General features: G+C 48.3%; 12 protein-coding genes. 6 read left to right on the forward strand and 6 right to left on the reverse strand.

Translation table 11 applies throughout. The features are described 5' to 3' along the window. Positions 1-26: 26 nt before the first annotated feature. From AC58P7_RS27495 to AC58P7_RS27505, 3 genes are all read left to right on the forward strand, one after another. Entirely contained in the window at positions 27-1,103 is a 1,077-nt protein-coding gene (locus AC58P7_RS27495; RefSeq protein WP_497348709.1) for a M42 family metallopeptidase, read from the forward strand. A 186-nt stretch (positions 1,104-1,289) separates the two neighbouring features. Further along, positions 1,290-1,733, forward strand: coding sequence for a GNAT family N-acetyltransferase (locus AC58P7_RS27500; RefSeq protein WP_497348711.1), 444 nt, complete (start codon positions 1,290-1,292; stop codon positions 1,731-1,733). 57 nt (positions 1,734-1,790) lie between these two features. After that, the gene (locus AC58P7_RS27505) at positions 1,791-2,162 is read left to right on the forward strand and encodes a DUF2500 domain-containing protein (RefSeq protein WP_497348713.1); all 372 of its coding nucleotides are present in this window, start codon (positions 1,791-1,793) and stop codon (positions 2,160-2,162) included. Between the two features lie 780 nt (positions 2,163-2,942). On the opposite strand, the gene AC58P7_RS27510 is transcribed toward AC58P7_RS27505, so the two are convergent. The 3 genes from AC58P7_RS27510 to AC58P7_RS27520 form a co-directional block, all read right to left on the reverse strand. Further along, a complete protein-coding gene (locus AC58P7_RS27510) occupies positions 2,943-4,010 on the reverse strand; it encodes a HAMP domain-containing sensor histidine kinase (RefSeq protein WP_497348715.1) in 1,068 nt (355 codons plus the stop codon). A gap of 62 nt (positions 4,011-4,072) precedes the next feature. After that, positions 4,073-4,747, reverse strand: coding sequence for a response regulator transcription factor (locus AC58P7_RS27515; protein ID WP_497348717.1), 675 nt, complete (start codon positions 4,745-4,747; stop codon positions 4,073-4,075). Positions 4,748-4,785: 38 nt separating this feature from the next. Next, positions 4,786-6,378, reverse strand: a complete 1,593-nt coding sequence (locus AC58P7_RS27520; protein ID WP_497348719.1) for an MDR family MFS transporter — start codon at positions 6,376-6,378, stop codon at positions 4,786-4,788. A 171-nt stretch (positions 6,379-6,549) separates the two neighbouring features. On the opposite strand from AC58P7_RS27520, the gene AC58P7_RS27525 reads away from it, so the two are divergent. Further along, the gene (locus tag AC58P7_RS27525) at positions 6,550-7,035 is read left to right on the forward strand and encodes a hypothetical protein (RefSeq protein WP_497348721.1); all 486 of its coding nucleotides are present in this window, start codon (positions 6,550-6,552) and stop codon (positions 7,033-7,035) included. 10 nt (positions 7,036-7,045) lie between these two features. Here the strand turns inward: AC58P7_RS27525 and AC58P7_RS27530 are convergent, their stop codons facing one another. Continuing rightward, a complete protein-coding gene (locus tag AC58P7_RS27530; protein ID WP_497348723.1) occupies positions 7,046-7,585 on the reverse strand; it encodes a PadR family transcriptional regulator in 540 nt (179 codons plus the stop codon). A 117-nt stretch (positions 7,586-7,702) separates the two neighbouring features. On the opposite strand from AC58P7_RS27530, the gene AC58P7_RS27535 reads away from it, so the two are divergent. Continuing rightward, positions 7,703-9,190 (forward strand): MDR family MFS transporter, encoded by a 1,488-nt coding sequence (locus AC58P7_RS27535; protein ID WP_497348725.1) that lies wholly within the window; start codon positions 7,703-7,705, stop codon positions 9,188-9,190. Positions 9,191-9,249: 59 nt separating this feature from the next. On the opposite strand, the gene AC58P7_RS27540 is transcribed toward AC58P7_RS27535, so the two are convergent. Then, positions 9,250-10,227: a Gfo/Idh/MocA family protein gene (locus tag AC58P7_RS27540; RefSeq protein WP_497348727.1), complete on the reverse strand. Its 978-nt coding sequence runs from the start codon at positions 10,225-10,227 to the stop codon at positions 9,250-9,252. Between the two features lie 204 nt (positions 10,228-10,431). Between AC58P7_RS27540 and AC58P7_RS27545 the strand changes: the two genes are divergently transcribed. Then, a complete protein-coding gene (locus AC58P7_RS27545; protein WP_497348729.1) occupies positions 10,432-11,043 on the forward strand; it encodes an FMN-binding negative transcriptional regulator in 612 nt (203 codons plus the stop codon). A 58-nt stretch (positions 11,044-11,101) separates the two neighbouring features. Here the strand turns inward: AC58P7_RS27545 and AC58P7_RS27550 are convergent, their stop codons facing one another. After that, the gene (locus AC58P7_RS27550; RefSeq protein WP_497348731.1) at positions 11,102-12,922 is read right to left on the reverse strand and encodes an ABC transporter ATP-binding protein; all 1,821 of its coding nucleotides are present in this window, start codon (positions 12,920-12,922) and stop codon (positions 11,102-11,104) included. Positions 12,923-13,079 lie beyond the last annotated feature (157 nt).

Consider the following 13,079-nt stretch of genomic DNA (forward strand, 5'->3'; position numbering starts at 1 on the left):
CTAAACAAAGTGAGCGAGGTTATCTTATGAATACGGAAACATTAGCGCTTTTTAAGACGTTAACCGAAATGCAGGCAGCTCCTGGTTTTGAACGAGAGATCCGTGCATTTGTACGCGGCGAATTAGCTAAATATACCGATGAGTTCGTGCAGGACGGACTCGGCAGCCTTTTTGGGGTTGTGCGCGGCGATGAAACTGGTCCGCGCATCATGGTTGCTGGCCACTTCGACGAGGTCGGCTTCCTCGTGAGCGGTATCACCGAGCACGGCACGGTGAAATTCCAGCCGCTCGGCGGCTGGTTCAGTCAGGTGCTGCCCGCGCAGCGCGTGCAGATCATGACGGCGAACGGACCGATCATCGGTGTGATCGGCTCGGTGCCCGTGCACTTGCTGGACGAGGCTGCGCGCAGCAAGCCCGCAGACATCAAGTCGATGTACATTGACATCGGCGCGGAAGATCGAGCCGATGCCATCGCCATCGGCATCAAGCTCGGGCAGCAGATCGTGCCGATCTGCCCGTTCACACCCCTGGCCAATCCTAAGCGGATTATGGCCAAGGCTTGGGACAATCGCTACGGCGTCGGCCTCGCGATTGAGCTGTTGAAGGAGCTTCACGGCGGACCGAAGCTCCCGAACGTCCTGTACGCCGGTGCCACCGTACAGGAAGAGATTGGCGCGCGCGGCGCAAGGACGGCTGCGAATCTGATTCAGCCGGACTTGTTCTACGCGCTGGATGCGAGTGCCGCGGCCGATATGACCGGCGACCGCCAGGCGTTCGGACAGCTCGGGCGCGGGGCGCTGCTGCGGATCTTCGATCCCACGATGATTACCCACCGTGGGATGGTCGAGTTCATTCTGGATACGGCGGAGACGCACAAAATCCCGTATCAGTACTTCATCTCGCAAGGCGGAACGGATGCCGGGCAGGTGCACTTGCAAGGCAGCGGCATTCCATCCGCTGTCATCGGGGTATGCGCGCGCTACATTCACACCTCCACGTCGATTCTTCACGTGGACGACTATGCCGCAGCGAAGGAATTGCTGATCAAGCTGGTGCAAGCCAGCGATCGTACGACATTGAACACCATTCATGCGCAAGCATAAGCATTTCTAACTCAAAAAAGCGCAGCAAGAGTCAATCTTGCTGCGCTTTTTTGCTATTCATCGGCCTTATACACCTGTCATAGCCTGTTATATAAAATTTTGACATTTTTTTCATAAATATAGAACTAATGTTCCAATATATGGTACAATTAACAGTATAACTCGTTTTTAGAAAGAAGGATACCTATGACCACAATCATTCGTGAAGCAACACCCCAGGATACATCTGCGATTAGCTCGCTCGTTTCTCATCTTACCGGGAAGGTCATTTCACCTTTACATATTGAAAACAGGTTGCATAACATACGCGATAATCCCGATGAATTACTTTATGTCTACGAAGCAAGGAATCGAATCCTTGGCACGTTAAGCTTTCGAATCCGCAGAGATAACGAAGCACAGAGTTTAGCCTTTAGTGAAGTTTCGGTAATATCGATAAAGAAGGATCCGGATACGAACCAAGCACCATTGGAACAATTGAAAAGCTATGCCGAGCAGCTTACTAGCGATCATAACTGCTCAGGGATGATGTGGCTGACAGACGTAGATACAGCCGACAAAACCCGCTCCCCCCAACCACCTATCGGCTTTCATGAAACCGGCTATCGTTTTGTCAAACGATTCCTCTAGCCATGAGAAAGTTTATACAGACAGGATTGTATCAATCATTCGAAGGAGTGCTTTCATGTGCTGACTGGCTTTAATAAAGGAGCTTTAAGTACTCTGGTTCTTATTTCTTTCATCATTATCCTAGTTCTCGTTATTGGCATCTTTCTTACCCTTATTATTAAATCCCTTTCGGACTGGACCTCCAACAACAACGCACCCATTCAAGATCGATCATGTAAGGTTGTTGCCAAACGCATACAATTCTCCGGAAGCTCCGGTAACCTAAGTTCAAACACTTCTTACTACGTTACTTTCGAGTTCGAAGATCGGAGTAGACTGGAGCTATGGATAGGGCGTCAGCAGTTTGGCTACATGGTAGAAGGTGAAACGGGAAATTTAACGTTCCAAGGAACTCGCTTCAAAGAATTCGAACGCAAACAAGCGATGTAGGTCCCTGTACAGTCGTATTTCTACCTCGTGGACTCTCAGAGACTCCTTTTTAAAGCCAACTCCCAACTCTCGACTGATTTCCTCTCGGTATCTTTAATCTCAAAATAAATCGTATCTTCTTCCGCGTAGGCGAAAATCTAAATGGAAATAAAATCATCAAACCAAGCCTGCTCAAGCACATTTTCTATGAAATGGCTGTAGTATAAACATTACGAATTTCGCCAATGCACAATTTCCCAAAACAGCGTAATCGCAAGCATTTAAAAGAAAATACAAAAAAACCAGCATAATCTTGCCGATATTTGAATAATCTGAATATTTACAATATTATAATAATGGGCTATGATGAATTCAAGGCAGACAGGGAGGACAACCCGCACCAGACGGTGCCGTAACAACGAAGAGCCTGAAAATCATCCATGAGAGGGGATAGTCCATTGGACCACGTTAGCGAAGCATGCTACTCACTTGAGCTCTAAACGACAGGAGCCATGTGCAGGAACGTCCCACTCGTTCAGCAAGCATGCGGGAAATCAGGGAATTAGATCATACGCAGGTCATCATCCTAGGAAAGGGAACAAGTGAGGGACATGTCGTATGGATCATTAAATTAGAGGAAAGGACACTTTGACTTTGAGAATTACTTATCACTTTCATAAACAGGTTTACGATTTTTCGGGGAATGGAGTGTGTGGAAGAACAATTGAATAGGCAAAATGACTCATAGAGACCTCCGGTTATCATAGATAAGCGGGGGCCTCTATTTGCGTTCACTCCATGTTATATATATGGCTTCTGCAAAATCGGCAGTCGGACGATGAAGGTAGTCAGCTCATCCATTACGCTTTCCACAGCGATCGTTCCTTGATGTATCTCCACGATCTTCTTCGCAATCGACAAGCCAAGCCCATTGCCGCCAGCCGTACGATTTCTTGATTTATCAGCTTTGTAAAAGCGTTCAAAAATATGCGTTTGATCCTCTTCCGGAATGTTTGCACCATTATTGGAAATACGTACAACCGCCTCTTCCCCGTTACTTACCACACGAACACGAATCATCCCACCAACAGGTACAAATTTCACTGCATTGTGGATCAAATTGGTCCATACTTGACTGAGCAAATCCTCATCCGCAGCAATTGTTACGGCATCCAGCTCAATGTCCATTTCAATATCCTTATCGACCCATTGCGGCTCACAAGCCAGAATATGATTACGCAGCTGTTTATCCAGTCGGTAGCTCTTCGGTTCAAAAGGGTGATGCTGAGACTCCAACGAGGTCAGCTTCAGCAGATTTTCGCTGAGCTTGGATAAACGGACACTTTCGGTCTCAATGATGGTCAAATAATGCTTCCGCTCCTCGGGTGATAGCTTATCATTCTGCAACGCGCGGGAAAACCCGCTAATGGACGTTAACGGCGACTGGATCTCATGGGAGACGTTCGAAATAAACTCCTGCCTCATTTTCTCCAGTTGCCCGAGATCGGTCGCCATTTGATTGATGGATTCCGCTAACTCAACGAAAGGGCCATTTCGCGGATTATTATCCACCGACACATTGAAATCCCCTCTCGACATGCTGCGTATCGCTTGATTCAAACTTTGAAAGAAAATTAACTGATGTTTACGCAAAAATTGGCCAAGGATGGCCATTGTGATCCCCCAGAGGAACATGCCGCCGATGCAGTTGATCAGTTGCACAATGACTTCCGCAGGGCGTTTCCCAAGATGCGTGTAGAGATGGTCCGTGCCATAGAAGGCGGCTAGCCAATACACGATAATAAGTGCAAATACCGCTAAGGCAAACAAAACGCCGCCTAATTTCTGGCGAAGGTTGCGCTTATTCAAGCCCATTCTCCGCCTTTTCTGCCTTTCTCTTCTCTCTCTTCTCTCCGCTTTCCGCCTATTTGTCACTTCAGCACCTCCAAGCGATAGCCCAAGCCTCGTATGGTAGCGATGCGAAAAGCGTGCCCCTCCTCAGGAAAACGCTCGCGCAACCGATTAATATGCACATCGACGGTACGTTCGTTTCCTTCGTAGTCAAAACCCCAGATCTGCTCGATCAATTGATCGCGCGAGAAGGTTTTGCCTGGGTAGCTCGCGAGCTTATAGAGCAGCTCGAACTCCTTGAGCGGCAGCGTAATGCTCTCGGCCCCCACGGTGACTTCATATGTTTTGCGATTCATGCTGAGATCACCGGCTTGAATGGTTTGCGAGGAGGCGATTTTGTAGCGCTTGAGCAGCGCTCTCACTCGCATCGCCAACTCTAACGGCTCGAAGGGCTTCGTGAGGTAGTCATCGGCACCGAGTTCAAAGCCTTTGACCTTCTGCGCCGTCTCTCCTTTGGCTGTCAGCATAAGGATCGGCAGGTCATAATGCTCTCGGAGCTCCTTACACAGCTCCCAGCCGTCCATATTCGGCATCATCACATCGAGGATGACCATATTGACTTGGACGGTTTGCAGCTTCTTGAGGGCTTCGACGCCGTCCGCAGCCTCGACGACTTCGAAGCCCTCGTTCAGCATAAAAACGCGAACCAACTCACGGATATAAGGATCATCATCTACGATCATAATGGGTGCCATTTATTTTCAGCCTCGCTTCTTGAATTTCTTACGCTATTTCAAACGAATTCCGATGCTTGCATCGAAGGATCTTGGGCCGTTCCAGCATCCTTATCCGGCTTTCTCATCGCATTCGGCAGCATCCTCGCCTTCCCAAGGAAGATCGCCGCGATCACGCCTGTGAATACGATAATGCTTCCTGTGATAAAGACGCCGCTAAGCGCATGAGCAAATACATGCTGCAGCTCGGTTAAAATATCCGCAGGCAGCTTCCCTCTAGCACCAGGATCCAATAATAGCTGTGGATTCGCAAATTGCTTGAGCTGCTGGGCAGGGATTTGCTTGAATTTCTCCCCCATGCCGCCAAGTCCTTCTGTCATGCGATTCGTCATCAGAACCCCCATGATACTAACCCCAATGGTTGCGCCAATGGAGCGGAAGAATTGCACCAGCGATGTCGCGACACCGCGGCTCGTTGGCCCAACTTCCCCTTGCACGGCAATATTTAACGTTGGCATAATAAGCCCCATGCCTAAGCCAGCTACGATCATATCGAGGACTATCACTGGTTTACTTGTTCCAACATCCATGGTCGACATGAACGTAAAACCGAGTCCAATGAGAAACATCCCCGTGATAATTAAAGTACGGTAGGACACCTTACTCGACATCCGTCCACCAATAATCGCCGTAGCTACAACCGATAGCATTAACGGCGTTAAAATATAACCACCGATGGAGGGGCTAACACCAATTACGCCTTGCACAAAAAGCGGAATGTACGTGATCGCTCCGAACATCCCCACACTCATGAGGACCGCAATGATACTTGTAACGGAAATCACTTTATTTTTGAACAAATGCAGCGGAATCATTGGCTCTGATGTTTTCGTTTCGACCCATAGGAAGAGTGCCAGCAAGATCGCACTCGCTGAGAAAAGACCGATAATCTGTCCGGAGCCCCACGCATAGTGTGTTGCGCCTGCCGCTTGCGGATCTCCACCCAGTACAAGACCGAGCAAGCCTGATACGATCGCGCCACTTAGCGTTAATGCACCAAGCCAGTCAATGGCACGTTTCACTTGTGTACGGCTTTCCTTCAGGCTAACTGCAATCAGAACCATCGCCGCAAGACCGAATGGCAGATTCACATAGAAGATCCAGCTCCAATTCAAATGTTCCACAATGAAGCCGCCGATGGCAGGGCCGATTATGCTGGACAAGGCCATCACACCGCCGAACATCCCTTGCATTTTCCCACGTTTCTCGACAGGCATAATATCACCGATAATTGTGATCGCAATCGGCATGAGCGCACCCGCACCAATTCCTTGTATGCCGCGGAAAATAATGAGCTCTGTCATATTCGTTGCCAAGCCGCATAACGCTGAGCCCACGATGAAGATTCCGATACCGATGAGGTAAATGCGCTTCCTTCCGTACAGATCTGCCAGCTTCCCGAAGATAGGCATGCTCGTCGTCGACGTCAGCATATAGATGGAGAACACCCAGCTGTACATCGCGATACCACCTAGATCACGAATAACTGTCGGCATTGCTGTCGAGATGATCGTTTGATCTAAAGCCCCCAACAGCATACCAAGCATGAGTCCCACTATGACCCATGTTACTTTCTTTTGCTCACCGCTCATGATTACAATCACTCCTTTGCTGCTTTCATGGATTGGATTTAGCATAAGCGCGAAATATAAACTGAATTTAAACCAGAGGAGCTATTTTGCGAATGAAAGTGCTTTATTTGGTAAAAACTTTATGATAAATTTGGGAAAGGAACAGTTTCTTTTTGGGGGGATGTGGCCTGTATGACAAATAACACATTGGCGGATTTCAACAAGCTGACTACCGCGGAAGCGGAAGCCCTGTTTCAACGCGAGGTTCTCTCGGAAGGTTTTGCTGGATTTCGACGTTTACTCGACAGTCTCACAAATGCCATCAAAGTGGCCGGAGACGCGGACATGGAAACCGTCGAACAGTCCGTCGCTAAAGCGAAGCGGCTTTTTCCAGAACCCGTAGATTTCAGTCCGTCCTGGGAGACTATTTGGCCAGAGCTCGAATCGACAATAGCTGCCAAAAAACACATTTTCACCAACATCCCTCATGCGGAAAGAGCCGGTGAATGGCAGGTTATTATGGATAATCCGCTCGTTGTGCAAGAGGTCGTCTGCTACCCAGCCTTAACATTCGAGGATGCCGCCTATCTGTACGCCTATTTCCGTCCGCAATTAGAGAAGTCTGAATACATTCGCCTGCAGAAAATCCAAACGGTGATTCAGGAGATCGGCAGTTAGGCAGTTAGCTTCACGATAGCTTCCCCTTCATCCACTCACACCAAATCAAATCCGCATCTACTTTCATCGACGCTTTATACAGTAGAACATACATGCCAAATCCATGATCATCTATCTCTAATTCATCGAGCGGTTTGTCACTCTCTTGTTTGATTTTTTCCAAGAGGAGTGAGAATCGCTCTTTTTTCTTTCTATAATAGACCTCTCGCTCCGCAATGACCTTCTTTGCCTGTTCTTTATCCACGAGACCGATGCAGTAAACCTTCAGCGTAAGCTCATCCCTCATGACAGGATCATCCGTTGGCATGGCGATCCATTCGCGCAAGGCATTCTTCCCCTGCTCTGTGATGGAGTAGACTTTCTTATCCGGCTTATCCGATTGAGGAACATGCACGAAAGCGACATGCCCTGCCTGCTCTAATTGGGCCAAGAGCGGATAGATTTGACTATGCTTGGCTTGCCAAAATGGCTGTATATGCTGCATAAGCTCATAACCTGAACGGGAATTTTTGGTCAAAAGGCTTAGTAATCCATATGAAAGGGTATTCATCGTCGCTCCTCCTTTATGTCATTATTGACATATAAACTTATCGGTAGTATGATGATTTTCATTCACATTATAGAGAATACTATCGGTAAGATCAATGGATAGAGTGGAGGCATTATTTTGAGTAAGGATGAGTTACAACAAGTTCGCTTCTGGCCGATCATGATCGCCATCTTCTTCGGGTCGTTCGTTTCGATTCTAAGTATGAGCACGATTAATATTGCTATACCTATTTTAAGTGAGCATTTCAACACGGATTTGAGCAAAATCCAATGGACGATTACTGGCTTTATGCTCGCAAGCGGTACGATCGCTCCGATTACCGGGTATTTCGGGGAGAAATTCAGTTATAAGCGTCTTTACGCAATTGCACTAATCGGTTTTACCGTATTTTCGCTCTTATGCGCGCTAGCCTGGGATGCTTCTTCCCTTATTGCTTTCCGTATTATTCAAGGGGCTTTCAGTGGTCTCATTATGCCTGCAACCATGACCATTGTCTATCAAGTCATTCCGCGCGATAAGCAACCGATTGCGATCTCTCTCTGGTCCTTATCTGCGATGATGGCGCCTGCAATTGGACCTACATTAAGTGGTTGGTTGTTGCAAAATTGGAGCTGGCACTGGTTGTTCCTCATGAACGTACCTGTCGGACTTGTCGCTATCATACTCGTTTTCAAATTAATCCCTTATTATCGTCTTTCGGTTCCAAAAAGATTTGATCTTATCGGCTTACTGACTGTCGTCGTCAGCAGTCTTTCCCTGCTTGTTGGTTTCTCGCAAGGCCATGCTTGGGGATGGACATCTGGCCGTGTCATCGGTCTATTCACAACGGGCATCCTTATCCTCTTGCTATTTATTTGGAGAGAGCTTAAGGTTGACTCACCGTTATTGAACATCCGTGTGTTGAAAAACCCGCGTTACACCTTATCGCTCATTATTTCCAGTATTGTTACGATAAGCTTGTACTCAGGTACCTTCCTGACACCGATTTTCTTGCAAAATATTCAACACGTAACCCCGCTGGATACAGGATTAATCTTGCTGCCTGCGTCCCTAGTGATGGCGTTATGTATGCCGATCGTAGGCAAACTATATAGCAGTGTCGGGCCTCGCATTCTGATTTTTATCGGTATTACGTTGATCGCGGTTGGTACACTTACACTAAGCTGGTTGAGTACTGACGTTTCTCGCAGCTACATTGTGTTCTGGATGATCGTTCGGAACGTCGGGATTGCCTTCGCTACGATGCCTGCAAGTAATGCAGGGATGGAACAAATCCCAAGAACCTTGTCCGGTCATGCAACATCCATAAATAACTGGGTCCGTAACGTTTTCGGTTCCTTCGCTATCGCCCTGTTTACATCCGTTTTATCGTCGCAAACCGTCACACACAGCAAGGATTTAGCCGCTGGCGGGATGACAGACAAAGTTCAAATTGGTACGCATGCTTTTACCATGAGTGTCAATGATGTGTACTTGCTTGCGACATTTATCGTGCTAGTCGCGCTGCCGCTTAGCTTATTCATTCGCAAGCGCTCCTTAGCGCCAGATAATCCTTCGGCATCGGCACCTGCCCCGATCGTGGCAACACCGAGTCCGAAAGTGTAAAGTTAATGAAAAACCCCAGTCCGATGTGTTTTTGCACATCAGGCTGGGGTTTTCTTGTGTTAGGCGCGGTAGAAATCCCGCAGCAGTTCGTCCATCATGCGATTCGTACGCGCGGCGCTCAATCCAGTGCTTGGGCTTTGCCCGATGCCTCTGAGATCGTTCACCACTGTCTGAATAAGTGGTTGCTGAACATGTGGCGGATTGGGAATCGTCAATTCTTCTACCAATCCATCTGCGGTTTCAATGCGCAGATCTCCACTAAAGGTAGAGAACGATAGTTTGCCGCGGCTTCCGACAATTTCATTCAAATCTAGGTGTGTATAGGCATTGAAGCTCCAAACCCCTGTACCCATCACTCCGGATTCGAACGCATAGCTCGTGGTCACGATATCCTCTACCTTTTGCTTACCGGATTGGTTGCTTGCGAAGCCTTTGACCTCACCGATCGGTCCAAGTAAATAGTCGAGAATATCCAGGGTATGACTCGCCAGATCGACAAACAGACCGCCACCTGATAGCTCAGGCTTAATGCGCCATGGCTCAAGTCCCTCTTGATAATCTCTCATCGTTTGCAGGTATGTCGATTGTACGAAGCGAACCTCACCGATCATACCGCTGTCCAGCAGGCGCTTGATTTCCACGAATTTCGGAAGACCTCGGCGATAATAGGCGACAAATAGCGGCACACCCGCTTCTTCACACGCAGCCATCATCTCCTGGCATTCTGCATGATTTCTAGCCATCGGCTTTTCCACATAGACCGGCTTACCAGCTTTAGCTGCCAGCAGCGTGTATTCGTGATGAAAACCTGGCGGTGTTGCGACATAGACCGCATTCACGTCTGGATCGTTCACTAGCGCCGCCGCGTCATCGTACCATTTGGCTACCCCGTGCCTCTGTGCATAATCCTCTGCAAGCGCCCCATTGCGGCGCATAACCGCGACTAGCTCCGAGCCTTCTGCCTTTTGCAAGGCTGGGCCACTTTTGACCTCTGTCACATCGCCACAACCGATTATTCCCCAACGTACCTTCTCCATCCTTGTTGCCTCCTCGTGAGTGCGTAGTTAGTTAGCTATTCGACATTAGAGTTGTCTACTCCTGTGCTTCAATTGCGACATAACGCGATCTCCTGGTCCGGGTTTATAGCAACTGGTCCAATCAAAATCAACAAAATTGGCACTTTGTATGTACCATAAAGGTTGCTATACTGTTCCTAACAATCCATAAAGTAGGTGGAAACCGTGTACATTCCTTCTCATTTCAAAATAGAAAACCTTTCGAAGTTGTATGCCTTCATGGATGCACATAGCTTCGCTACCGTGGTTTCTCACCATCAAGGACGCCCCTTCGCAACTCACATTCCCTTGGCCCTTGACCCGCAGGCGCATTGCTTATATGGGCACTTCGCCCGCTCCAATCCCCAGTGGACGGATATCGAGCAGCAGGAGGTTTTAGTCATATTTCAAGGTCCCCACTGCTATATCTCACCATCCTGGTACGGTACACCTGCTGCTGTGCCCACATGGAATTACACGGCAGTGCATGTCTATGGCAAGATTGAATTCATGAACGAAGATCAGGAAGTCTTCAGCATCCTTCAACAGCTAACGCGCAAGTACGAGGAGCCAGACAGCTCGTATAACCTTGATCGCATTGATCCGCATTATATTGCTGGGTTAAGCAAAGGCATTCAAACCTTTAAGCTGCCAATTTCCAGCATCGAAGGCAAAGCCAAGCTGAGCCAGAATCAGCCGATGGAGCGGCAGAAACGTATCGCTGCAGCACTTGAGCAAAAAGGGTATCCGGAACAGCAGATTGCCGCACTTATGTGGGAGAATCTGAACAATTCTTGATCCCCACCGAAAAAAAGCCTCCGCCCCCGTCATTTCGCGGGAATAGAAGCTTTTTCAATTAGGAATGGACTTGCGCCGTCGGAACGGATTCGGACTCTATCGGAGAATGTTCGGCAATCAACTGCTCCTGAATCTGCAGCTGCTGAGTAGCAAACTCCCGATACATCTCGTGCGACTCGATGAGCTCCTGATGCGTGCCGCGGCCTGTGACGAAACCTTTGTCGAGGAACACGATCTGATCCGCGTCCACGACCGTGGATAACCGATGGGCAATGACAAGTGTTGTACGTCCTTGCATCAAGTTCTGCAGCGCCTGCTGCACCACAACCTCGGACTTGCTGTCCAGACTTGATGTCGCTTCGTCCAGCATCAGAATCTTCGGATCCCGCAACAGCGCCCTGGCAATCGCAATCCGTTGACGCTGTCCACCGGACAGCTTGATCCCGCGCTCACCGACTTCTGTGTCATACTTCTGCGGAAGCTCTTCGATGAAAGCATCGGCATACGCCATCTCAGATGCTCGCTTCAGTGCCTCTTCCGTCACTTCATGCTGCAAGCCATAGCAAATATTATCCCGAATCGTCCCCGCAATGAGCGGACTTTCTTGTGATACATAGCCGATCTGGCTCCGCCAGGAGACGAGTGAATACTGATCGATGCTTTCTTTACCTAGCGAAATGTTACCTTCCTGCTGCGAGTAGAACCGCTCAAGCAACGAGAACATCGTCGTCTTCCCGCTTCCGCTCGGCCCTACAATCGCGGTGACCTTACCAGATTCCATCGTGAAGCTAACATCCTTGAGAATCGATTCGCCCTCTTTATAACCGAACGATACGTTTTCGAAATGCAGGGATTGAGAAGCATCCTTCACCGGTAAACCTGCGTGTGGATCCTCTTCCTCATGATCCAACACTTTGAGAATCGTATCCGTTGCCCCCATCGCTTTCTGAGCCTGCGTGAAAAATTGCGTGATTTGCGTAATCGGCATCACAATTTGGAACAAATACAGCATGAAGGCCACCAACTGACCTGCTGATATCGCTCCTGACGCCACTCGCGTCCCGCCATAACCGAATAAAACCACGAACAACATCAACATCACAAACATAATGAGCGGCGACATTAGCGCTTGAATACGGCCTTCTTTAAGTCCGAATTTAAACAGCGTCTGAATCCCTGCGCTACCTTCCTTATATTCCAAAGGCTCTGCATTGGCAGCTTTCACCAAACGAATTTCAGAAAGCACCCGATTTAACACCGAAGTGAAGTTGGCCGTCTCGGCTTGCATACCTTTGGAGATTTTGTACATTTGCATACCCAAAGGAAAAAGGATAAGAAATGCGATTGGGAATATGCTAAACATGATAAGTGTCATTTTCCAATCCATATATAAGAGCACAACAATGGACCCGATAATCGATATGCTTCCTGTAATAAAACCCGCCATATGCTCGGCGATCAGTCCTTTGATAATCGCCGTGTCGTTCGTCATCCGGGAGATGGTGTCGCCTGTCTGATGATTATCATAATAACGAACCGGCAGCACGAGCAGTTTCTTCCATAAGCGATCCCGGATACCCGCCACTACGCGCTGTCCCGAATAATTTAATAGATACGTAGCTACACCAGAAGCTACTGCGGATGCGATGAATGCCGTCGCCATCCCACTAATTTGCAACCAATTCAGCGAGGAAATGGAGAAATTATCGACCACATTTTTCGTGAAAAGCGGAATGACCAAGCCCACAAGGGTGCCAATTACACTTAACGCTAACGCAATGCTGAGTAGGAGCTTAGGTGGATTAGCCCCCATTAATAAGCGGATGAATCCCCGCCAGTCATTCTTTTGTTTCGGTTGTTCTCTCTTCGTTATTGCCATCTATCTCTACTCCTTTACGCGATCAGATATGAATCTGTTGTTCACGATGGTTCATCGCTCTACCACTGCTACGATCATACTCCCCTATTTTAAACAGAATATAAACGAGGTCGAATCGGTCCGCAGACGGAATAGCAGCTCTGATGCATCAGGATCA

It is taken from the genome of Paenibacillus sp. J22FR5, from assembly GCF_059691975.1.